22 protein-coding genes and 1 other annotated feature are annotated in these 22,683 nt (G+C 43.6%); all 22 genes read right to left on the reverse strand.

The features are described from left to right. Nucleotides 1-89: 89 nt before the first annotated feature. Nucleotides 90-2,849 (reverse strand): isoleucine--tRNA ligase, encoded by a 2,760-nt coding sequence (ileS, locus tag J7E37_RS04620; protein WP_215022732.1) that lies wholly within the window; start codon nt 2,847-2,849, stop codon nt 90-92. 78 nt (nt 2,850-2,927) lie between these two features. Continuing rightward, nucleotides 2,928-3,168: a binding site (T-box leader), on the reverse strand. A gap of 50 nt (nt 3,169-3,218) precedes the next feature. Continuing rightward, nucleotides 3,219-3,740, reverse strand: coding sequence for a DivIVA domain-containing protein (locus tag J7E37_RS04625; RefSeq protein WP_214777298.1), 522 nt, complete (start codon nt 3,738-3,740; stop codon nt 3,219-3,221). Between the two features lie 91 nt (nt 3,741-3,831). Then, nucleotides 3,832-4,605, reverse strand: coding sequence for a YlmH family RNA-binding protein (locus tag J7E37_RS04630; protein ID WP_214777300.1), 774 nt, complete (start codon nt 4,603-4,605; stop codon nt 3,832-3,834). A gap of 76 nt (nt 4,606-4,681) precedes the next feature. Next, complete coding sequence (locus J7E37_RS04635; RefSeq protein ID WP_214777302.1) at nt 4,682-4,942, reverse strand: YggT family protein; 261 nt, start codon at nt 4,940-4,942, stop codon at nt 4,682-4,684. A gap of 5 nt (nt 4,943-4,947) precedes the next feature. Then, complete coding sequence (locus J7E37_RS04640; RefSeq protein ID WP_102262124.1) at nt 4,948-5,388, reverse strand: cell division protein SepF; 441 nt, start codon at nt 5,386-5,388, stop codon at nt 4,948-4,950. A gap of 1 nt (nt 5,389) precedes the next feature. After that, nucleotides 5,390-6,076 (reverse strand): YggS family pyridoxal phosphate-dependent enzyme, encoded by a 687-nt coding sequence (locus J7E37_RS04645; RefSeq protein ID WP_215022734.1) that lies wholly within the window; start codon nt 6,074-6,076, stop codon nt 5,390-5,392. Then, complete coding sequence (pgeF, locus tag J7E37_RS04650) at nt 6,076-6,906, reverse strand: peptidoglycan editing factor PgeF (protein ID WP_214777305.1); 831 nt, start codon at nt 6,904-6,906, stop codon at nt 6,076-6,078. Before pgeF ends, J7E37_RS04645 begins: the two co-directional genes overlap by 1 nt. Nucleotides 6,907-6,973: 67 nt before the next feature. Next, complete coding sequence (locus J7E37_RS04655; RefSeq protein ID WP_214777308.1) at nt 6,974-7,246, reverse strand: YlmC/YmxH family sporulation protein; 273 nt, start codon at nt 7,244-7,246, stop codon at nt 6,974-6,976. 169 nt (nt 7,247-7,415) lie between these two features. Beyond that, a complete protein-coding gene (gene sigG / locus J7E37_RS04660; protein ID WP_144474803.1) occupies nt 7,416-8,195 on the reverse strand; it encodes an RNA polymerase sporulation sigma factor SigG in 780 nt (259 codons plus the stop codon). A 169-nt stretch (nt 8,196-8,364) separates the two neighbouring features. After that, nucleotides 8,365-9,084 carry an RNA polymerase sporulation sigma factor SigE gene (gene sigE / locus J7E37_RS04665; RefSeq protein ID WP_214777313.1) on the reverse strand — a complete coding sequence of 240 codons (720 nt, stop codon included), beginning with the start codon at nt 9,082-9,084 and terminating at the stop codon, nt 8,365-8,367. Nucleotides 9,085-9,128: 44 nt separating this feature from the next. Continuing rightward, nucleotides 9,129-10,067, reverse strand: a complete 939-nt coding sequence (gene spoIIGA, locus J7E37_RS04670; RefSeq protein WP_215022736.1) for a sigma-E processing peptidase SpoIIGA — start codon at nt 10,065-10,067, stop codon at nt 9,129-9,131. Nucleotides 10,068-11,033: 966 nt separating this feature from the next. Then, nucleotides 11,034-12,176, reverse strand: a complete 1,143-nt coding sequence (gene ftsZ / locus J7E37_RS04675; RefSeq protein WP_214777318.1) for a cell division protein FtsZ — start codon at nt 12,174-12,176, stop codon at nt 11,034-11,036. A gap of 40 nt (nt 12,177-12,216) precedes the next feature. After that, nucleotides 12,217-13,500: a cell division protein FtsA gene (ftsA, locus tag J7E37_RS04680; protein WP_214777320.1), complete on the reverse strand. Its 1,284-nt coding sequence runs from the start codon at nt 13,498-13,500 to the stop codon at nt 12,217-12,219. 137 nt (nt 13,501-13,637) lie between these two features. Further along, nucleotides 13,638-13,988, reverse strand: coding sequence for a small basic family protein (locus tag J7E37_RS04685; RefSeq protein ID WP_023614986.1), 351 nt, complete (start codon nt 13,986-13,988; stop codon nt 13,638-13,640). Then, nucleotides 13,988-14,668 carry a DUF881 domain-containing protein gene (locus J7E37_RS04690; RefSeq protein ID WP_215022921.1) on the reverse strand — a complete coding sequence of 227 codons (681 nt, stop codon included), beginning with the start codon at nt 14,666-14,668 and terminating at the stop codon, nt 13,988-13,990. The genes J7E37_RS04685 and J7E37_RS04690 overlap by 1 nt, the downstream gene beginning before the upstream one ends. Before the next feature lie 162 nt (nt 14,669-14,830). Further along, nucleotides 14,831-15,565 carry a DUF881 domain-containing protein gene (locus J7E37_RS04695; protein ID WP_214777322.1) on the reverse strand — a complete coding sequence of 245 codons (735 nt, stop codon included), beginning with the start codon at nt 15,563-15,565 and terminating at the stop codon, nt 14,831-14,833. After that, complete coding sequence (locus tag J7E37_RS04700; protein ID WP_215022738.1) at nt 15,513-16,304, reverse strand: cell division protein FtsQ/DivIB; 792 nt, start codon at nt 16,302-16,304, stop codon at nt 15,513-15,515. The genes J7E37_RS04695 and J7E37_RS04700 overlap by 53 nt, the downstream gene beginning before the upstream one ends. A 263-nt stretch (nt 16,305-16,567) precedes the next feature. Continuing rightward, on the reverse strand, nt 16,568-17,476 hold the full coding sequence (murB, locus tag J7E37_RS04705; protein ID WP_215022740.1) for a UDP-N-acetylmuramate dehydrogenase: 909 nt from the start codon (nt 17,474-17,476) through the stop codon (nt 16,568-16,570). A 59-nt stretch (nt 17,477-17,535) separates the two neighbouring features. Further along, nucleotides 17,536-18,630 (reverse strand): undecaprenyldiphospho-muramoylpentapeptide beta-N-acetylglucosaminyltransferase, encoded by a 1,095-nt coding sequence (gene murG, locus J7E37_RS04710; RefSeq protein WP_214777328.1) that lies wholly within the window; start codon nt 18,628-18,630, stop codon nt 17,536-17,538. 523 nt (nt 18,631-19,153) lie between these two features. Further along, nucleotides 19,154-20,254: a stage V sporulation protein E gene (gene spoVE, locus J7E37_RS04715; protein WP_215022742.1), complete on the reverse strand. Its 1,101-nt coding sequence runs from the start codon at nt 20,252-20,254 to the stop codon at nt 19,154-19,156. Nucleotides 20,255-20,355: 101 nt separating this feature from the next. Next, a complete protein-coding gene (murD, locus tag J7E37_RS04720; protein ID WP_215022744.1) occupies nt 20,356-21,708 on the reverse strand; it encodes a UDP-N-acetylmuramoyl-L-alanine--D-glutamate ligase in 1,353 nt (450 codons plus the stop codon). Beyond that, nucleotides 21,709-22,683, reverse strand: coding sequence for a phospho-N-acetylmuramoyl-pentapeptide-transferase (gene mraY, locus J7E37_RS04725; RefSeq protein WP_214777334.1), 975 nt, complete (start codon nt 22,681-22,683; stop codon nt 21,709-21,711).

Genomic DNA, 22,683 nt, shown 5'->3' on the forward strand with positions numbered 1-22,683 from the left:
AACTTTTTACATGTACTGCAGGATTTCCCAAGCAGGAAGATATTTGGCAAAAAAAAACTCCGGATAAATATCCGGAGTCCACAAATCAATTAGTAATTTTCTTTTACAACCGTTGCACATCGTTCACATAGTGTTGGATGTTCTTCGACTTTGCCGACATCTGGTGTGACAACCCAGCATCTTTCGCAAGTTTCACCTTCAGCCTTTGTAACCACAATCGCTGCATTTTCTAGCTTGATCGCATTGTCAGGCGCCTGATCGTAGCTTCCGGGTACCTCGAATCCTGAAACAATGAACAGCTGGCTTAAGTTTTCAGAGATTGAATCCAGAAGCTCTCTTGTGCTGTCGTTTACGTATAAAGAAACCTTTGCTGTCAGCGATTTACCGATCACTTTTGAGTTCCTTGCTTCTTCAAGTGCCTTTAGAACATCGTCACGAAGTTTCATAAATGCATTCCATTTTTTTTCAAGCGCTTCCGCATCTGCGATTTCCTTCGCTTCCGGCATATCTGTCAGCTGGACGCTGTCTGCCTTCGCTGTTGGGATGAATCCCCATACCTCATCTGCTGTGTGGGAAAGAATCGGTGCAGTAAGCTTAACCAATGCAATCAGACTCTCGTGCAACACCGTCTGGATTGCGCGGCGCTCAGCGTTGCCTGAAGCTTCAATGTAAAGAACATCCTTGGCAAAATCAAGGTAGAATGCACTCAAATCAAGCGTACAGAAGTTGTTGACCGCATGGTAGACGCCTGCAAATTCATAATTGTCATATGCATTGCGCACATACTTGATCAATTTGTTCAACTTCACGAGCATGAACTGGTCAACCTCGCGCAGCTGCTCGAATGGCACAGCATCTGTTTCAGGGTTGAAATCCGAAAGGTTGCCAAGCAAGAATCTGAATGTATTACGGATTTTACGGTACACTTCAGCAACCTGCTTCAGGATCGCGTCAGAAACACGGACGTCGGATTGATAATCGACGGATGCAACCCAGAGACGCAGGATATCGGCACCCAACTGGTTCATAACCTTCGCAGGCACGACTACATTACCAATAGATTTACTCATCTTGCGGCCTTCACCATCAAGGGCGAAACCGTGGCTTAGGACACCCTTGTAAGGTGCTTTTCCTGTTACGGCAACTGCTGTTGATAATGATGAGTTGAACCAGCCTCGGTATTGATCAGATCCTTCCAAATAAAGATCCGCCGGGCGCTGGAGATCATCACGCTCTACAAGAACTGCCTGATGGGATGAACCTGAATCGAACCAAACATCCATGATGTCCGTTTCTTTTGTAAATTGGCCATTAGGGCTGCCAGGGTGGCTGAATCCCTCAGGGAGCAATTCCTTCGCTTCTTTTTCAAACCAGATATTAGAACCATGCTTACGGAACAGGTTTGAAACATGTTCGATCGTTTCATCCGTGATGATTTCCTGGCCGTTTTCTGCATAGAATACCGGAATTGGTACGCCCCATGCACGCTGACGGGAAATACACCAGTCACCCCGGTCACGGACCATATTGAATAATCTTGTCTCGCCCCATGCCGGAACCCATTTTGTTTCTTCTACAGCTTTTAGCAATTCACCACGGAAGTCTTTGATGGACGCAAACCACTGTGCCGTAGCACGGAAGATAACAGGTTTTTTCGTTCTCCAGTCATGCGGGTATGAGTGTGTGATAAAGCTTAGCTTCAGCAAAGCACCAGCTTCTTCAAGTTTTTCTGTGATTGGCTTGTTTGCCTGATCATAGAATAGACCTTCAAAGCCTTCTGCTTCAGCTGTCATTACACCCTTATCATCTACAGGGCATAAAACTTCAAGGCCGTACTTCTGGCCAACATGGAAGTCATCCTCCCCGTGTCCAGGTGCAGTGTGGACACATCCAGTACCGGCATCTGTTGTAACGTGCTCGCCTAGCATGACAAGTGAATCTCGGCCGTATAATGGATGCTGTGCAAGAACGCCTTCAAGCTCTTTTCCAGCAACCTTCTTAACTGTTGCAGCATCTTCCCAACCAATTTCATTCGTTACTGCTTCAAGAAGATCTTCAGCTACAAGGAATTTCCTGCCGTCAGCTTTTACCACAACGTATGTCAAATCAGGATGTACGGAAATTCCAAGGTTAGCAGGGATCGTCCATGGAGTTGTTGTCCAGATGATGATTTCAACATCCTGGTCCAGTACGCCTTTGCCGTCTTTTACCCGGAAGCCAACATAGATGGATGCAGAACGCTTATCCTGGTATTCAATCTCGGCTTCTGCAAGTGCAGATTCACTTGACGGTGACCAGTAGACAGGCTTTTTGCCTTTGTAGATGTAACCTTTTTTTGCCATTTCGCCGAATACTTTAATTTGCTGTGCTTCATATTCAGGCTTCAAAGTGATATAAGGGTTTTCCCAGTCGCCTCTAACTCCCAGACGTTTGAACTGTTCACGCTGATTTTCAATCTGCTGGTAAGCATATTCTTCACACAGCTTCCTGAACTCGGCAACCGTCATTTCCTTGCGTTTTACGCCCTTATTCGTCAGCGCCTGCTCGATTGGCAAGCCGTGAGTATCCCAGCCTGGTACATAAGGCGAGCTGAAACCGCTCATTGATTTATAGCGGACGATAAAATCCTTGAGGATCTTATTTAGTGCGTGCCCCATATGGATATCTCCATTGGCATAGGGAGGTCCATCATGCAGGATAAACAGCGGACGCCCTTCGGTGTGTTTTTGAACCTTTTCATAGATATTCATTTCTTCCCATTTTGCCTGGATTTCTGGTTCCCTGTTCGGAAGGTTTCCGCGCATTGGAAACTCGGTCTTCGGCATGAGTAAAGTATCTTTGTACTCCATTAATTGTTCCTCCTATTTTTCCGTTGCAATCATGAAAGAAAACGATTTTTGGAAAATAAAAAAAACCCCTCATCCCTGAAAAGGGACGAGAAGGTTTTATTCCCGCGGTACCACCCTAAATAGACAAGTATTCATCATACTGTCCTCTTAGCATTCTTAACGCGAATGTCACGCCTGTGCTTACTGGTCCTAATAGGATGTTCAGCTCGGAACTATCGGGTGATTTTCTGGCTATCCGCTTGCAATGGGCTCCCACCTTCCCCATTTCGCTGAAAAGCAAGCAACTGGAACGCCATACTGTCCCTGTCATCGTTTCTGTCATGTAATTGCACTTTGTTATGAAATTATATGCGAAATAACTCCCCCGCGTCAAGCCAGTGAATCTTCTTCTTCCCGCGCAGTTGACTTTAATTCTGTTGAATCCAATTCATATTCGAGCAGGTGATCCCAGTCATCTGTGTTCAGCATATCAAGCTGCGCTTCGATCAGCATCTTGAATCTTGTCCTGAACACTTTAGACTGCTTTTTTAACTCTTCGATTTCCAAAGCGATTTTACGTGCCTTGGATAAGGATTCGTTGATGATTCTGTCAGCGTTCTTTTCAGCTTCCTTAATGATCAGCTTCGCTTCTTTTTGTGCGTTGCGGCGAACTTCTTCTCCCGCTTCCTGGGCGATCACGATTGATTTATTCAATGTTTCTTCAATGTTGGTAAAGTGTCCAAGCCTTGAATTCATTTCATTCAATTTTTCTTCCAGCTCTTTTTTCTCTCGGATTATTAGTTCGTAGTCCTTGATAACTTGATCAAGGAACTCATTCACTTCATCTTCATCATACCCGCGAAATCCCTTATTGAATTCTTTGTTGTGTATATCTAACGGCGTTAAAGGCATTACGCCACCTCCCATAAAGTTATGATCCTATATGTACTTAAAGCAATGATTCGACAAAAACACTAAAAATCCTTCTTCTATAACTATATAATTATTTTTTTCTTCCGGCAATAACTCGATATTTATCTTTTTTTGTTTTTCCTTCGATTGTGATGATTTTCGCACGCCCGTATCCTCGTGCAGATATAACATCCCCCTCGCCGCATTCAAATGCTGTATTTTCAATACCTGTCCAATTAACCTTTGCTTGTCCATGCTGGATAAGCAGCTGGGATTTCTGCCTAGAGAGATTGAATAAAGCCGACATGACGGTGTCCAGACGCAATGATGAAACGGTCGTGCTTATTTCATTCCATTCCTCAGCAATAGCCGCAGCCTTTTCAAGCGGAAGCTCTGACAACCCAATCGATGCCCTGCCAATCGATTCTAATTGCAGCCGGATGTAATCGGCGATTTCCTCAGCCGCAAAAAATTGCACGTCATCTCCATCAATCAGGATATCTCCAAATTTCCCTCGCTTCAAGCCGAGGGACATCAAGCTGCCCAAAACTTGCCGGTGTTCGATATTCACAAACTTTTTTGCATAATCAATTCGGAAAAGCTTCACCTGGAAATCCTCTTCTTTAGCTTCCAAGTACTCAGGAAATAGATATGCACGTTTTCTTTCAGTCCCAGGAGCACCGCCAAATAGCTCCCATTTTACATCAGGATGCTTGCCTATGACCGTTGAAAGTATCTGCTGCTCTCTTGGATCCAAAAAATCAGTCAGTTTCGGAGCATAATTTTGCTCAACATATTCTTTCCAGTTAATGACCTGATCGATAAATTCCCTTTCCTCAGGACGAAAATGCTGGTAAATAGACATTTATGTACTCCTTTTATTACCTTGATAGAAAATAAGCAGGGCCTGATTCAGACCCTGCAAGACAAGAATATCCTTATTAAAACCATGCAGCCAGCTGATACAAGCCGCTGACAGCAAAACGCAATACAAGGAAAGCGACGATTGGTGATATATCAATCATGCCAATTGAAGGAACAATCCGGCGGAAAGGCTCCAGGAATGGTTCGCAAATACGCGCCAAAAATTGTCCGATTGCCGTTTCTCTTGCGTTAGGGAACCATGACATGAAAATATAAATAATCAGGGCCCACTGATAAAGACTAACTAACTGAGCTATTATACTTATTACTAAATCCATTTAATCTACCACCTCGACTCTTGGTAATCCCGCTCCTGCATCAGCTCAGAAATATTTCCTGTGACTTCCACATTATCCGGGGTACATAAAAATATATTCATGCCGATCCGCTGGATATCACCGCTGATTGCATAAACTGTTCCGCTAAGGAAGTCCACTATGCGCCTTGCCTGATCCTGTTCGATACGCTGCAGGTTCACAACGACCGCCCGGCGATTTTTTAAATGGTCAGCGATTTCCTGGGCTTCAGCGTACATCCTCGGTTCCATGAGGATAACCTTGGAGGATTTTTGCACACTTTGCAGGCTTACCACATTCTGCTTTTGCTGGACAGGCTGTTTATTGGGCTTGAAAGGCTCCGCTTCTTCCTCGAGCATTTCCTCATCATTATAGTCATATTCATCTTCCAGGAAAAAAAATGTCTTAATTTTTGATTTTAAGCTCATATTATTGCACCTCCGATTCGTTCCCTACCAATGCAGTGCCAATGCGCACCATTGTGGATCCCTCTTCAACAGCTATTTGAAAATCATTTGACATTCCCATTGACAATTCATCACATGGTGCATTTTCAAGTTGAAGCGACTGTATTTCAGCCTGGAGACTCTTCAGTGTCCTGAAACAATCCCTGATCACTTGCTGGTCCTCAGTGAGGGGAGCCATCGTCATCAATCCGCTGATCTGGATGTTATCAAACTGCTTCAGGTCTTGTACAAAACCAATGACTTCATCCGGTCCCAACCCATGCTTGCTCTCTTCACCGGATGCGTTGACCTGAATAAGACAATTCACTTTTGAATCGGACCGCTTGTTTATTTCCTTCGCAAGCGAAAGCCTGTCCAATGAATGAATATATGTAACATGTTCAATTATGTTTTTCACTTTTCTCGTTTGCAGTGTCCCGATAAAATGCCATACAGGCTTGTCCTCTAAGTGGCCAATTTTGTGAAGCAGTCCTTCATCCCGGTTTTCACCAAGATGGGTGACACCTGCATCAATTGCTTCCTGGGTCCTTTCTGGTGAAACATATTTAGTAACCGCAATGATCTTGACCTCTTCTGGATTGCGCCCGCCTTTTTTACAGGCATCTGCTATTTGACTCTGGATAACCTCCAGATTTTCTCTGACATTCATTATGGATGGCTATCCTCCTTCCAGCCGATATAAGCCAACATTCGCCCAGCACTGCCGTTATCCCGTCTATGCGAATAGAAATGCTCACTGTGGCAGCTTGTGCAATAATCGGTAACCTGTATATTCCCGTCTTCCACGCCTGCTTTTAACAGAATCTGACGGTTCACTTCCTTTAAATCGAGAGAATATTGGCCTTCACTGACTTGATTATATGGTAATATATCGACACCATCTAGTATATTTTTCACTAAATTGACGACTCTCTCATCAACAATATAACATTTTTTGCATATTGATGGGCCAATTATGGCAGAAATTTTTTCCGTTTTTGCGCCATTTTGCTGAAATTTGCTGATCATCTCGGCTGCAATGCCATGAACAGTTCCTTTCCAGCCAGCATGAGCGACTCCAATCAACCTCGTCTCTGGTTCTATAAAATATACCGGCACACAATCTGCAAAACAAAGTGTCAGAAGGATTCCCTGCTCATCTGTCATAAAGCCATCCGTCCCTGAAAAAGAAGAATCATAAGTTACAGAGCCTCTTCCTTGAGCAGATTGTCCGACCATTGCAATCTGGATATCATGGGTTTGTTCCGCTCCGACCCAGCTGGAGAGAGGAAATGCAATCTTATCGGCCATCAGAAGACGATTTTGGCAAACCGCATTCTGCTCGTCTCCAACATGAAAACCGAAGTTCAGACCTGTAAAAGCATCCTGCTTGCTCACACCACCATTCTTTGTCGTGAACCCTGCTTCAAGTCCTGGATAACGTTCCATCCACTCTTTTATGACAAAATATTCTTCACTTTTTAAGATGAATGGCTCCATTTTCTTTACCTCACACGTTTTTGTCTAGTTTATCACATACAAGCCGCAATACAACAGTATTACGACCTTACTCACCACTGTCATTTTGCTGCAGATATTCACCGCTGTCTTTATACCGGACTAAAATGACATCCTCACCTATTTTCAGGATGTTTCTCCAGGGAATCACAACTTCTTCTTCCTTTCCGAAGAATCCAAGCACCTTTCCAGAACTCCCTATTACAACCGCTTCGATTTTACCTGAATTTAAATTGATTTCAAAATCCTCTATATTACCAAGCCTTTTGCCATCCGAAACATTCACGACATCCTTAACTTGAAATTCTGTCACCTTAACCATACAGATCCCTCCGGATTTCACTTTGGCGTTTGTCAGCCCTTTTTTAAATTATATGAAGGTAATACAGATGTATGAATTAGTTCAGTCAATACTGATTAGATTGGATGTCCAGTCATTCTTTTATTTCAGCCTTACCCTATGAAAATGAAAAAGCTGCCCAAAAGGCAGCTTAGCTTTGTATATTTTTATTCATTTGTTTAATGGCTGCTTTCTCAAGGCGGGAGACCTGGGCTTGTGAGATGCCGATTTCATCGGCTACCTCCATTTGTGTCTTACCCTGGAAGAATCTTTTCCTTAAAATTAATTTTTCCCTCTCATTCAGCCGTCTCATGCCTTCTTTCAGGGCGATTTCCTCTATCCAGTTTGTATCCTTGTTCCGTTCATCACTTAGCTGATCCATTACATAGATTGGATCTCCGCCATCATTATAAATCGGCTCAAATAAGGAGACTGGATCCTGGATGGCATCAAGGGCGAAAACAATCTCTTCATGCGGTACTTCAAGCACCTTGGCAATTTCCTCTGCAGTCGGCTCCCTGGATGCCTCACTCATCAGCTTTTCTCGCACTTGCAGGGCCTTATAGGCTATATCCCTTAGCGACCGGGAGACTCTAATTGGATTATTATCTCTTAAATACCTTCTGATTTCGCCGATGATCATGGGGACAGCATAGGTCGAAAACTTAACATTCTGTCCGAGATCAAAATTATCAATGGACTTCATAAGGCCTATACATCCGACCTGAAACAGGTCATCAACAAACTCGCCCCGGTTGTTAAAACGCTGGATCACACTCAAAACAAGCCTCAGGTTCCCATTCACAAGTTTCTCTCTTGCTGTGATGTCACCGCTTTGCATTTCTCTGAAAAGTTTTCTCATTTCCTCGTTTTTAAGAACGGGAAGCTTTGATGTATCAACACCGCAAATTTCAACTTTGTTTCGTGTCAATCTTTTCCCTCCTCACAGGAGCTGCTGTCAAAAATCAGTATCTCCGCAAGAAGGAAAAATATGCACTATTTACCTGAAGCCTGGACTGGTTTCAGGAAGAATTGTCCAGTAAAACCGTTGTTTTATCACGGTTATCACCATTAAAAATATTTTGCTGAAAATTTTTCTGCTATACCATTTTATTGAATTCTTTACGCAAACGTTTGATGATTCTTTTTTCAAGACGTGAAATGTAGGACTGTGAAATTCCCAGCATATCCGCGACATCCTTTTGGGTCTTTTCCTCACCGCTTCCAAGTCCGAAACGCAATTCCATGATTTGCTTTTCGCGGTCAGAAAGCTGCTGCAGCGCTTTAACCAGCAACTTTTTATCAACATTGGACTCGAGATCCTTCGTGATAATATCATCATCTGTACCAAGAACATCGGACAGCAGCAGTTCATTTCCATCCCAATCAATATTCAGCGGCTCATCAAAGGAAACTTCTGACCGAAGTTTATTATTCCTGCGCAAATACATGAGGATTTCATTTTCAATACATCTGGATGCATAGGTCGCCAGCTTGATTTTCTTCTCTGGATTAAAGGTATTGACCGCTTTGATTAAACCGATTGTTCCAATACTGATTAAGTCTTCTATATTGATGCCTGTGTTTTCGAATTTCCGTGCGATGTAGACAACGAGTCTCAAATTCCTTTCAATCAGGATCGACCGAGCTGCTTTATCCCCTTTTGGCAGTTTATGCAACAGCACTTCTTCCTCTTCTTTCGTTAAAGGAGGTGGCAACGCTTCGCTACCGCCGATATAATATATTTCATCTGTTTTCAAGCCTAGTTTAATTAATAATTTATACCAGTAATAGGATAACCGAAGCCGCAAATTTTTCATTGATTGTCCTCCTTCTAAATTATGTATTTCTGAGTATAGTAATATTAACTTACCTTCTCCGCCCGGTCTGACTTTGCCATCCCTGCCAGCATTTTAGGGTGGATAATGCATTGAAAACTGCCATCTGCCGATAATTCTTGTACAGTAAAGGATATTAAACCCTTTTCAGCAATAAAAGTACCTTCGTTTGTGGTGATCTTAATGCTGTCAGGATGAAAAGCAATAATTAACTGATGCTCTTGTCCGACAACCTTGCATGGAATGATTCTCATCCGATTTTCCAACTGAATCGAAAAATTCCCATCTCCTGACAAAACACAATCAGGATCCTCCGCAATCCTTTTAAGTTCACTTGGCATATTATCCAAATAATTTGCAATGGATAAAATCATGACTGGCAATTTAGAAATAGGGTCATAAAGCTGGTTGCCGCTGTCAATTAATCCTTTTACGCTGAACTCCATCTCCATGAACTTCGCATTTACTTCTGCCAGTGAATCATATTGAATCTTTGTCATTTCAAATTGTTCAATATTCCGCCTCGAAAAATGCCATGCGAGCGGGAACCCGAGCAATACAAACAGCCAGCTGATTGGATCACCAAACCCTTTGATATGATTCATAGCAACACTCGATGCCAGGTTCATATCAAATTGGATAAAGTAATGTACTCCTGTCAGGGTACCTCCAAGCAGAAAGGTCGTTACATAAAAAGTCATGAGCGCCTTTAAGAAAAATCGGAATCTTTTATATCCAAAGGCTGCCAGGACCATCATGATCGAAAAGAACAATTTCCCTGCTGGGTGCCCCGCTGCAGCATGAAAAGGAGTAATTGCTAATATAATGAGCAATGAACCGATAGCCCCTCCCAAACCTAATCTCCAAAGCTTAACCTGTCTCTTCAGGATGATGGCAGTCAGGTACAGAAGGAATGTATCAAATAATAGATTCAGAGCCCAGATGACATCCAGATATACCTTCACCTCTCATCCCCCTAAGAAAAGCGCAAGCGCCTTGGTCAGCCAGCCCCGACAAGCGTTGCCCGCCTATAACGCCACATCAGGTGGCTGGCGGGTCTGCACGTCCTGTGCATCAGAGAGCCGACCAGTGAAGTCGTTCTTTGACTGCACTGGGCAGACCCGAAAATTAAATGTGTAGCCGACTGCCCAGAAACACAGAAACTGGAGACTCCGACCCTGCCGGCGGAGTTGAAGTTTAGGAGTTTCTAGGAGGCGAAACTAGACAATTCGAAAAGCGTAGGCGACTGTCCAACTCCGACAAGCGCTGGAGGGCCTGACAGTGAAGTCGCTCTTTGACTTCATTGGCAGGATCGAAGCGTTTCGAGGAGTTAGGAGCCGCAGCTAGACAAACGTCTCGAGCTGCTCAAAGCTAACGCTTCTCGCAAGGTACTCGAAGAAGCACTCTCTGGATGAAAACTGGCTATGCGCTGGAGCTAGACACTAATCTAAGTGTATAAACTCTATACGCTTATACAGGTACAGAATCCGCAAGCGCCTTTTCTGCCCTTATGTGCAGAGCCCAACTCCAGCTTCCACTTGCTAAAATGTGCAAGCATACCATTTTCAAACTGGCTAACCCTATTAAATTCCGATTTCGTTTGTAACCAAGCTGGCGTCGGGTAATGTAAGCAGCCACATGGCAAGCACTTATTAAACGGTTTGCTTTTGCTCTATCATTCCGTTACGGAAAAGTATATCGTCATTGGCCTATGAAGTGTGTCATATTCTGGCAACAAAACAACAGAGATTTTCACTTTTACCTTCGGATTTTGTCAATTTTCAGATTATTATCCCTGAGAGCAAAAGAATCCTGGATTTAATAGGAAACCACTATACTTTTCTTGGACTGCCTAAGGAATGTTATGTGATAGATTTTTGGGAACACCAAAAAGGACATAGCCATTTTGGCTATGCCCTTCTGCAATAATATTAGCGTCTTCTGTTGCGGTTACGCAGGAATGTTGGGATATCAAGAGCATCCTCACCCTGTGGTGACTGGTTGCTTCTTGGTGCTTCCTGCTGGATTTCTTCACGTTTTGGCTGTTCGCGCTTGATCGCGCCCATACCTGGCTTTTGCTGTCCGCCAAAACCTGGTCTTGTCGGCTTAGGCTGGACGACTTCCTCATTGAAGCCAGTTGCAATCACCGTAACAATAATTTCATCTTTTAGGTTATCATTGATAACCGAACCAAAGATCATGTTCACATCCTGATCTGAAGCAGAAGCAACAATATCTGCAGCTTCCTGAACTTCATAAAGGCTCAAATTCGTTCCGCCAGTAATGTTCATAAGGACACCCTGTGCTCCATCAAGTGATGTTTCAAGCAATGGAGAGGAAATAGCTTTTTTGGCTGCTTCTGTAGCACGGTTTTCACCTGATGCTACCCCAATGCCCATCAAGGCTGAACCTTTATTTGACATGATTGTTTTTACGTCAGCGAAGTCAAGGTTGATCAAACCAGGTGTAGCGATCAGGTCTGAAATACCCTGGACACCCTGGCGCAGGACATTATCCGCTTCGCGGAATGCTTCCAGCATCGGAGTGCTCTTGTCAACAATCTCAAGCAAACGATCGTTAGGAATGACAATCAATGTATCTACTGCTTCCTTCATCGAGGAGATACCGCCGCCGGCCTGTCCAGCACGCTTGCGTCCCTCAAAAGTAAATGGACGAGTCACAACACCCACTGTTAACGCTCCAAGATCTTTGGCGATCTGAGCGATAACCGGGGCTGCACCAGTACCGGTGCCTCCGCCCATACCAGCAGTAACAAATACCATATCTGCGCCTTTTAGCACTTCTTCAATTTGTTCTTTGCTTTCCTCGGCAGCTTTTTTGCCTACCTCAGGATTTGCTCCTGCACCAAGTCCGCGCGTCAATTTCGCGCCGATTTGCATTCTGATTTCAGCTTTGGAAAGGTTAAGTGCTTGTGCGTCTGTATTGACCGCGATGAATTCCACACCCTGGACACCGTGTTCGATCATTCGGTTAACCGCATTATTTCCGCCGCCGCCAACACCGATAACTTTTATAGTAGCAAGTGAATCTAAATTCGTATCAAATTCCAACATGACAAATCCTCCTAATTCGCCGAATTCCTGTTAGCTCTGATTATTCAAAAAAGTAGCCAAGAAATTTCTTCATTCTTGTGGTGACTTTTTCTTCAGGCTGTTTCTCAGGCTTCGATTTTGGATGCGGCTGTTTTTGAACTCTCTTTTCTTTTGGTTCCATTTCACTAAAAGCTGCTTCCATTTTCTTTCCTTTTAATTTTGCGTTTTTATATGCAAATTGGATTAAGCCTACTGCTGTAGTGTACTGGGGTTCCCTTACACCAATATAATCCGGAATAGCGATTCTTACCCTGCTTTGGAAAATATCCTGGGCAAGCTCCAGAACACCCTGCATATTGGCTGTTCCACCTGTCAGGACAAATCCGCCTGGCAGGTCCCTTATGTTCATATGTTTCAATTCATCCTGGACAAGGGAGAAAATTTCTTCCATTCTGGCCTCGATGATATCGGCCACTTCCAGCTGGTTGAACTGCTGCTGCTGGTCGCTGCCGATAATTGAAACCTCGAATACTTCCTCTTCCGATGCATGGTCATAAAAGGCATGTCCATGCTTCAATTTTAAATTATCCGCTTCTTCAGTTGTAGTACGCAAACCGATTGATAAGTCCTTAGTGATATGGTCTCCTCCAACCGGAATGACTGATGTACCTCTTAGGTGCCCGTTTTCAAAAACAGCGACCGTTGATGAACCGCCGCCGATATCAATCATTGCGACACCCATATTCTTTTCATCCTTTGAAAGCGCGAATGCTCCAGCCGCAAGCGGCTGCAGGCCAATATCCACGATCTCAAGTCCAGCCCGCTCAACACAACGAAGAGTATTATGTAAGATAGTCTTTGATCCAGTAATAATCGTTCCTTCCATTTCAAGCCTGACACCGATCATTCCCCTTGGATCATTGATCTCATCTAGACCATCCACGATAAATTGCTTAGGAATAACGTCTATTATCTCTCGCTCTGGCGGAATCGATACCACCTGTGCAGCATCAATGACTCTCGCAACGTCCTCGATCGTGATCTCGCGATTGTCGCTGGAAACTGCAACCACGCCATGGCATGGCAACAGGGAAACATGATTGCCGGTGACACCAACAATCACCTGGTTAATCTTTAAACCTATCATTCTTTCAGCTTGTTCGATTGCCCTTTTAATAGAATGAACGGTTTCATCTATATCAACAATGGAGCCCTTCCTTAACCCTTCGGACTTAACATTGCCAACACCAATTATATTTAATGTGTCATTGACCATTTCTCCAATGATTACCTTCACACTGGATGTACCGATGTCAAGACTGACGTATATATCATTGCTGTTCATTCTGTGGCACCTCCTTCATCAATTCCTAGTGTTCGAACAACAATTTCTAACTACTATCTAATTGCGTTTTATTTTTTAATTACAATACTTTATTCGTCACAATTAAATATTTCCCTTTTAAAATATCATTTTTTTTTCTACTTTTCACTTGTCGTTGACCATTTCGTCAATATTATTCTCCTGATGACGGCAATATTCTGGAACAGCCTTACCCCAAAGGCAAAAACTGCTGCTAAATACAAGTCTACACCAAGATGGACACCTAGAAAAGCTAAACTTGCTGCTAATACTATATTAAAAAAGAAACCTGATACGAAAACTTTTTCATCATAAATATTTTGCAGCTGGGCGCGAATCCCGCCAAACAAAGTATCGAGGGCAGCAAGGATCGCGATTGATAAATAATTGGAATACTCTTCCGGAATTCGGATATCGGTCAATAACCCAATGATGACACCGATGACCAATCCCATGATTGGAAGCCACATTACCCGTTGCCTCCCTCTTTTTCTGTTTTAGCAGATTCCATGTATCTGATCCTGATTGTGTCCAGATACGCAGGTACAACCAGATCGCCAACAGGCCTGTTCACCTTGACTTCCAAATTATCAATGAAGAAGTCCTCGGCAACCGCGGAAACCTTCATACGATTGTATAGCTTTTCGGCTGCGTCACCATTTTCTGTTATCACTTTTACTTCTATTGGGAAACGATTCAAGGAATGGCCATTAATTTTTGTCACCCTGTTTATATCCCGGATGACCGTTGTATTAATTACTCTTTCACCATCTACGGAGACATGCTTTGCGCCATATAAGTTCAATTCATTCAACAGCCTTTTGAGCATGTCCGGAGAAACTGAAGGTGGATTGCCACCTTCGACAATAAGACTGAAAGCAGGTTCTATCGAAAGCGTGATGCCAGGTCCGGTGACCTCTGTCAATCCTGCCTCTTCCTTTAATTCAGAGAGTGTTTCCCGAAGCACTTCTTCCTTGCTTTGCTGCCTCTCAGTTTCATACTTAGCAATTTTCTCTTCATTTGACCTGATTTCGAGAAGCAGCTTGGACTGTAATTCCTTCTCCTTCATTAAATCTTCCCGAAGCTGCCAAGTGTCACGTGTATCCCTGACTTCCGGTTCCTTCACGGTTTGAAACTGAATGGCGACCATTAATCCAATGATAGCAGCTATAACGCTGAAGCTAAGATTCCTTGGTCCGCCCAATGCTTTCACCTTGCTTTCTATAAAGCCTTTTCTTACATGGTCTAATCCATAATAAAAATGCCTTGCCAAAATATTTATGGCTTTCCTAATTGGGAAGTCAAAAATTGATCATTTGCCCAAAATTGGATCGATATGAATGTCTTCCTTTTCTTCTAAGGAAAAAACAATCTGATCATTCACAAGCTGATCTTTTACCCCACCGGTAATATTAAGAGCGGAGGAAAGAACATCGGGGTCGCCAATCGCAGTGATTTCAAATGGGGCAGGATGCTGGTAGCCATCAACAGTAATAACAGGGCCTGTACACAATATATAGGAATTGTGTGAGATCCGCTGACCATTTACAGCAATAGCTGCTGCACCTGAAATGTACAGTTCATTGATCACCTTGAATACATGATGCTCATGGACAAGATAATTATTGATATTCTTCTCATCAGGGTCGTACTCTCCATCAGCCAGTGTTACTTTTACACCTTTTCCGCTGACCTTTACCTTTCCAAGATACATACGGTATTTTTCAGCGTCCTCAGCCATGTTAAAGAAAACTTGAGCCTCTTTGGAAAGACTGGCTTCTATTTCCCTCACCTTTTCCTGCTTGGCATTCAACTCTTTCTGGAGCTCTCGGTTTTTTTCCTCCTGCTCTATTAAATCATTCCTCAAACTTAAGTGCTTCTCCCACTGTCTGTCCGTAAGGCCCTGGCTTTTTTCTCCCTCATCCTGCGTGACACGGAATGAAAAAGCGACCATGAAGCCCAAGACCAGGAAAACGATCGAAAGAATTACACGGTTACTGTTCACTTTCTTTTTCAATTTCAACTTCCTCAGCTTCCTCTGCTTCATATGCTTTAAAATAAGATCCAACCTCAAGGTCGATCACACCCTTCTTGGAAGGGTCAAGCTGGCTGACGATTGATGGGTAATGGGCCATTTTATCAGAAAAAGTCCTGAGCGAAGCATTCACCTCAAAACCGTCATTCATATACAGCTTAATGAGATATTGGTCCGTTTTGATTGGCTGTGAGTGGATTTCAGAAATTGAATTCATTACTACTTCTGGAAGTTCCTCCAATGCAGCGATCATTTCATCCAGGACTTTCCCTTCCTTAAATCCAATTAAAATGGGTGCATTAACAGGTATTTCATCCATCTGTTTTTCACCAAGGATATTCCCATTTTCAAGGACCGGGTAAAAATTCTTCCCCTTTGAAATATAGGCTAGCCTGCTATATTCTTCAAGCACGATGTCGACTGTATTTGGAAGCTTTATGTTCACATTAGCTTGCTTGATTTCCTGGATTTTTTCCAGTTCCCCTTCGATTTCACCCTTGCTGATTTTCCACACATTCGTGTCGAGGGAGATTCCGCTTTTTCCAACGATATGTTCATAAGAATAGGATTCATTTCCTGAAACAGTAATATCCTTCACCTTGCTAAGCGGCGATTGAAAATAGATAACACCGGCTATTAATATAAAAAACATAGCCAGCAGCATGATAAGCCTGCGATTGGCTTTCTTGCGCCTTTGATGTTTTAACTTTGGAATCCGGTCTTCAATCGAGACGATTTTCCTCTTGTCCATTTCAATCCCCTCTTTATCGGCTGAACCCCTTCTCTGAAGAAAACTCCTTTTTCTTGCCCATGCAGGTTATAGCCATCTTTATATAATAATTATAGATCAGGAGCCACCCCATAAATTCAAATTAATTAAGGTATGTACAGCAGCACACTAAGAAAAGAAGAACCAACGGCATGAAAATTTGGCCATGCCGTTTCTATCAGGTAAGCATCCTAATCTAATGAATTATTATATCACAGAAATTGACAGCCTGAACCTCTTTCCTGCTATTTCCGGCCGATAATTTCTACCTCTGTCTCCATTTTCACACCATGTAAATCGAGGACTGTGTCCTTTACATGCTGTATCAGACCGAGAACATCCTCCGCCCTGGCATTTCCTTTGTTTACAATGAAATTCGCATGAAGCTCGGAGATTTGCGCTCCGCCGATTTGATGGCCTTTTAAGCCTGATTTTTCGATTAAATTACCAGCATAGTTTGGCAGGGGATTCCTGAAGACACTGCCGCAGCTTGGAAAATTATATGGCTGTGTTTCTTTTCGATAATCCTTGTTTTTTTGCAGCTCAGCGACAATTTCATCCTTATTTCCTTCCTTAAGCTGGAAAATGGCTCCTACAACAATCCCTGGTCTTTCTTTCTGAAGGACTGATGTCCGATATGAGAATTTCATCTCTTTGTTAGAGAGCCATTCAAGAGAGCCATCTTCAAAGAGTACATAGGCTTTCTCGAGGATTTGTGAGATATCCGATCCGTGGGCTCCGGCGTTCATATAAACCGCACCGCCGATCGACCCTGGAATACCGCCAGCGAATTCCAGTCCTGAAAGCCCTTTCCGGCTAATGGTGATTGCAAAATTGACCAGCGAAAGGCCTCCGCCAGCTGTCACTCTTGTGCCATCAATCTCCAAATCATCAAGCCCGGAACCCAGCTTAATGACAACACCTTCAATTCCTTTATCTGAAACGAGGAGATTCGATCCTCTGCCGATTACGGTCCATTTAACACCAGAATCCTTAATGACTTCAACCGCTTTTCTTAGATTTTCTATTGATGAAGGTTCAATAAGTATGTCCGCAGGTCCGCCTATTTTCATCGATGTGTGGTTTGCGAGCGGTTCATTTTCCTTTATCGAACCGATGCTCAAATCTCTAAGTTTGCTAGCTAGATCCTTCATAATACCCTTCCTTTCACGATACAGCTTTTGAACAGTTTATGCAGCTGCATGCCTATAGGCTACTTTTTCGCCAATTCCTCCATGAGACGGTACAGTCTCTGGGCAGCGTCAGGGATGCCTAGTTTTTTCGCGGCCTTCTTCATTTCTGCCAGTTTCTCTTCACGGCCCAAAATATGGTCAATGCTTTCTACCAGTTTAGGACCTGTGAGATCTTTTTCAAGCAGCAATCTGGCAGCTCCATTTTCACTTAATGCCCGGGCGTTTTTTTCTTGATGATTGTCGGTTACATAAGGGCTTGGAATCAATATGCTGGGAATCCCCAATGAAGTGAGTTCAGCCAACGTAGTCGCCCCTGCTCTTGCTACTGTTAAATCTACCCCGGATAACACCTCTGGCATATTGTGTATGAAAGGTTTGATAATGACGTTTTCCGGATTTCCTACAAGCTCAACTTCCTTCCGGACATCTTCAAAATGAACATCACCCGTTACATATAAAACCTGATAGGGTTTGCCGCTTAATTCAGTCAGGCTTTTTACGACTGCCTCATTAATGGGCCTTGCACCCCTGCTCCCGCCAAAAATGAGAACTGTCGGGATTTTTAGCTTCAGGCCGGCAGACAACCTGCCTTTGATTCCATCCTGCCCCAACACCTCTGACGCCCTCGGGTTACCAGTCAGCACAACCTTTTGCTCAGGGAAGAATTCCCTTGCTTCCTCGAAGCAAATGGCGATTTTATCAACATAACGGCTCAGGAATTTATTTGTCAAACCAGGAACGCTATTTTGTTCATGGACAATTGTAGGTATGCCCATTTTCGCAGCTGCATAGACCACAGGCCCGCAAACATAGCCGCCGGTACCAATGACCACATCTGGTTTGAATTCCTTGAGCATTTTTTTACTGTCCCGAACTCCTTTAAGAAACCTTAGGACCGTCTTTACGTTTTCAAATGAAATTTTTCGTTTGAACCCTGTGATATGTATGGATTTGAACGGGATGTTTTCCCTGGGCACAAGCTTGCTTTCAAGACCTTTCTCTGTCCCTATGTAAAGAAACTCAACATTTTCATCCTGTTTTTGAATTTCCCTTATGAGTGCGAGCGCAGGGTAAATATGCCCTCCTGTACCGCCGCCGCTAACTGCAATCTTCATTTTCCACACCTCAGTAACTTATCTCTTTTTTAAGACTCTATCGCTAACTTTGTTACTCTCTCAACAAATAGTAAAAACCGGCACCTGTACTTTTACGAGTATAAAGCATTGCTTGTTCTTAAGCCTCCTCGAAAAGCGCCCGATACCTTTACTATTCCGAATACGAGTACTCGTCTAAAAGCAACAATCAATGCGAGAACAGCCTTTTTTAATCACGTCCATCACGCTTGCATTTACACACCAGTTTTTTTCCGGATTGCGTGATGTCAATTATGACTGTGAAAAAGGAGCCTCTAAAAAAGGCACTCCCCGGTTTTACCCTATTCTACTATATTCTAAACTTCAGAACAGTTTTTAAAGATATTGTTATTTAAATGTAATATAGCATGAACATAGCCATATTCCTAACATATTCATAGAAGATGTCCGAATTTCCGGCTCCTTTTTAAATCATAATTTACAGGAGGAAAAGTATTCAAAAACAAAAGACCCTGATGGCAGGGTCTTTTGTTTTTGTAAAAGTTTAATATCTCGAGTGGCGGCTGATATTCAGCAGCACCCCTACAGCCATCAGCATCAATGTCAGGGATGAACCACCGTAACTCAGGAATGGGAGCGTAATACCGGTAACAGGCATAAGCCCGGTTACAACACCGATATTGATCATTACCTGAATCGCAATCATCGCGATGATCCCAGTCGCGAGGAAGGTTCCGAATAAATCGGGAGCTCCCAGCGCGATTCTTATCCCCCTCCAAAGCAGTAATGAAAATAATAGAAGAATCAGGGAACCGCCGATGAACCCGAGCTCCTCAGCAAGAATCGCAAAGATAAAATCCGTTTGCGGTTCAGGCAGGTAAAAGAATTTTTGCCTGCTCTGACCAAGGCCAAGGCCGAATAATCCTCCTGGTCCGATTGCGTACAGCGATTGAATCATTTGGAAGCCGCTTCCTAGCGGATCCTGCCAGGGGTCGAGGAAGGATGTAATCCGTTTCATCCTGTATGGAGCGGAAATGATCAATCCGACAAAGCCGGCCACCCCTAACAGTCCAAGTCCGACAAAATGACTGATCCTGGCACCTGCAATAAAGATGATGACCACAGAAGTGCCAACCATGACGGTTCCTGTACCTAAATCCGGCTGCAGCATAATTAGCCCAAATGCCAAAAATACAAGCCCTAATGAAGGAAACAGTCCCTGCTTAAATGAAGTGATCGCCTTCTGGTTCTCTGACAGAAACTTCGCGAGGAAGGCAATCATCGCGATTTTCATGAACTCGGATGGCTGTACTGAGAAGGCTCCTACTCCTATCCAGCTCCTGGATCCATTCCGCACATTGCCGATTCCAGGGATCAGCACAAGGATCAGCAGAATGAAACAGATGATCAATATGACTTTTGCCCATGTCCTCCATGTCCAGTAGTCAATATTCATGATAAAGAACATCGCGACGATCCCGACGCCTGCAAACAGCATTTGCCGTTTCGCAAAGAAGAAGGAATCATTGAACTTATAGTCCGCCCAGACAGCACTTGCACTGTAAACCATGATTAAACCTACTGCCAAAAGCGTAAATGTTACAATCATTAGGAATATGTCTGGAGTCGTTTTTTTTGTTGGCAAAGCAATACACCTCGGCTGTATGATTTAGGGCTCATATGCCGCTTCCCATCCAGCCTGCAATGAGGCCAAGTATCGGTGAGTCTGTTGTTCAAGACAAGCCCTTACTTAAGCTTATGCACGGCCTCGATAAACATGTCTCCCCTGACCTCAAAAGTTTTGTACTGATCCCAGCTTGCGCAAGCAGGAGACAGCAGGATAACATCACCGGGTTCTGAATGTTCAAATGCCACGGGAACGGCCTTTTCCACATTATCGGCCCGCAGAATCGTTTTTATTCCTGCATCATGTCCAGCCTGTCCAACTTTTTCAGCTGTTTCTCCAAAGGTGATCAAGGTCTTTACATTTTTCAGTGAAGGAACAAGCTCACCAAAAGAATTGCCTCTGTCAAGACCGCCGGCCAGCAATACAATCGGAGCTTCGAACGCCGCCAGGGCATTTTCAGTTGCTAAAATATTGGTTGCTTTAGAGTCATTATAAAATTTACGTTCATCGATAGTAGCCACATACTGGAGCCTGTGGCGAACGCCTGCAAAGGTAGTAAGCACCTTATTGATGGCTTCTTTATCTCCACCTGAAAGCAGCGTCGCCGCTACGGCCGATAGTATATTCTCCAGATTATGCTTGCCCGGCAGGACGATATCCTTGGTTTCAATAATCTGCTCCCCGTTAAAGCAAACCCAGCCATCCTTCACATAAGCCCCACTTTCAAGCACCTTCCTTGTTGAAAAAGGAACGATGTGCGCTCTTGAATTTCGGGCAATTTCCATGCATTCCTGCTGGTCGGCATTGATAATCAGGAAGTCTTCTTCACTCTGGTTCTGTGTTATCCGAGCCTTGGCTCCCATATACTCTTTCCTCGTGCCGTGATAGTCAAGGTGAGCATCATACAGATTTGTAATAATGGCGATACGTGGTTTAAACTGATCGATCCCCATCAATTGAAATGATGACAATTCGATCACGATTGTATTTTCAGAAGTTGCTTCCTGGGCAACACCTGATGCAACAGTTCCGATATTGCCTGCAATCACCGGATGCTTATCCCCCGATTCAAGCATTTCGAAAATCAGCGTGGTAGTAGTCGTCTTTCCGTTCGTGCCTGTTATGCCAATCAGGGGTGCATCAGAAATCTGGTAAGCCAGTTCAACCTCTGTAATAACCGGAATTCCTTTTTCAATCGCTTTTTGAATCATAGGGTTATAGTATGGGATTCCAGGGTTCTTGACGACCAGTTCAAAACCTTCGTCCATCAATTCGATTGGGTGGCTTCCACAAACAACCTTGATTCCCTGCTCAAGCAACCCTTGCGCTTCTGGATTTTCAGCAAGAGGCTTGCTGTCGTTGACCGTTACAAAAGCCCCTAATTTATGTAGAAGAGCCGCTGCGCTGACTCCACTCTTGGCAAGGCCAAGTACAAGTATTTTTTTATGTTGGTATGTTTTGATATATTTCATTTAGATCCACACCTCAATATAAATTCCTAGGATTGCGAAAAGCAGGCCGACAGTCCAGAATGTGACAACGACACGCCATTCTGACCAGCCAATCAACTCATAGTGATGGTGAAGAGGACTCATCCTGAAAATTCTCTTCCCTGTGGTTTTGAATGAGATAACCTGAAGGATAACAGATAATGTTTCAATCACGAAAATACCGCCAATGATGATTAGGATTATCTCAAGCTTTGCAAGGATGGCGACAGTTGCGATCGCCCCACCCAGAGCAAGCGAACCCGTATCTCCCATGAACACTTTCGCCGGATGCGCATTAAATACCAGGAATCCCAAAACAGCGCCCACGACCGCTACCGAAAAAATCGACAGCTCGTATTGAGACTGGCTCCATGCAAGTACAGCGAATGCACCAAACGCAATGGCTGCAGTACCGGAAACCAGCCCGTCAAGCCCGTCCGTCAGGTTAACAGCATTGGAAAACCCGACCATCCAGAAAATAATGAACAGGGCATATCCCCATCCAAGATCAAAAGAGATGTCAGTTAATGGGATGCTGACTTCTGTTGAAAAATCACTCTGCATGAATATGAAATAAAAAATGACGGAAATAATAATCTGACCAAGCAGCTTTTGTTTTGAAGTCAAGCCAAGATTTCGCTTCATAACCACCTTGATGAAGTCATCCATAAAGCCAAGCAGACCAAATCCTAAAGTAACAAATAACAACAGATACGTTTCCACTGAAGGTTGAGAGAACTTCCCTGTCATCACAAGTGTCGTAATTGTGATGGAGATTAAGATCATCACGCCGCCCATTGTTGGTGTACCTGTTTTTTTCTGATGCGATTTCGGCCCTTCTTCTCTGATGCTCTGGCCAAATTTAAGCCTTCTCAAAAAAGGAATAAACACTGGAGAAAGCAGAACAGTGATCAGGAATCCCATCAATATTGTGAAAAAGATAACTTGCTCCAGCAT

It is taken from the genome of Bacillus sp. ISL-39, from assembly GCF_018613295.1.
GTDB lineage: Bacteria > Bacillota > Bacilli > Bacillales > Cytobacillaceae > Mesobacillus.

Coding starts and splice junctions, on each gene's coding strand:
- pgeF (WP_214777305.1), bottom strand. CDS start 6,906: ATGGAGCCATTCATCTTAAAAAGTGAAGAATATTTTGTCATAAAAGAG.
- murB (WP_215022740.1), bottom strand. CDS start 17,476: ATGAAGGATCTAGCTAGCAAACTTAGAGATTTGAGCATCGGTTCGATA.
- sigE (WP_214777313.1), bottom strand. CDS start 9,084: ATGAAAAATTTGCGGCTTCGGTTATCCTATTACTGGTATAAATTATTA.
- J7E37_RS04695 (WP_214777322.1), bottom strand. CDS start 15,565: ATGAAGCAGAGGAAGCTGAGGAAGTTGAAATTGAAAAAGAAAGTGAAC.
- J7E37_RS04685 (WP_023614986.1), bottom strand. CDS start 13,988: ATGTGGCTTCCAATCATGGGATTGGTCATCGGTGTCATCATTGGGTTA.
- J7E37_RS04645 (WP_215022734.1), bottom strand. CDS start 6,076: ATGAATGTCAGAGAAAATCTGGAGGTTATCCAGAGTCAAATAGCAGAT.
- J7E37_RS04630 (WP_214777300.1), bottom strand. CDS start 4,605: ATGTCTATTTACCAGCATTTTCGTCCTGAGGAAAGGGAATTTATCGAT.
- murG (WP_214777328.1), bottom strand. CDS start 18,630: ATGAAGATTGCAGTTAGCGGCGGCGGTACAGGAGGGCATATTTACCCT.
- mraY (WP_214777334.1), bottom strand. CDS start 22,683: ATGCTGGAGCAAGTTATCTTTTTCACAATATTGATGGGATTCCTGATC.
- J7E37_RS04640 (WP_102262124.1), bottom strand. CDS start 5,388: ATGAGCTTAAAATCAAAAATTAAGACATTTTTTTTCCTGGAAGATGAA.
- J7E37_RS04700 (WP_215022738.1), bottom strand. CDS start 16,304: ATGGACAAGAGGAAAATCGTCTCGATTGAAGACCGGATTCCAAAGTTA.
- J7E37_RS04635 (WP_214777302.1), bottom strand. CDS start 4,942: ATGGATTTAGTAATAAGTATAATAGCTCAGTTAGTTAGTCTTTATCAG.
- J7E37_RS04690 (WP_215022921.1), bottom strand. CDS start 14,668: ATGGTCGCCATTCAGTTTCAAACCGTGAAGGAACCGGAAGTCAGGGAT.
- ileS (WP_215022732.1), bottom strand. CDS start 2,849: ATGGAGTACAAAGATACTTTACTCATGCCGAAGACCGAGTTTCCAATG.
- J7E37_RS04625 (WP_214777298.1), bottom strand. CDS start 3,740: ATGCCTTTAACGCCGTTAGATATACACAACAAAGAATTCAATAAGGGA.
- ftsA (WP_214777320.1), bottom strand. CDS start 13,500: ATGAACAGCAATGATATATACGTCAGTCTTGACATCGGTACATCCAGT.
- J7E37_RS04655 (WP_214777308.1), bottom strand. CDS start 7,246: ATGGTTAAGGTGACAGAATTTCAAGTTAAGGATGTCGTGAATGTTTCG.
- murD (WP_215022744.1), bottom strand. CDS start 21,708: ATGAAATATATCAAAACATACCAACATAAAAAAATACTTGTACTTGGC.
- ftsZ (WP_214777318.1), bottom strand. CDS start 12,176: ATGTTGGAATTTGATACGAATTTAGATTCACTTGCTACTATAAAAGTT.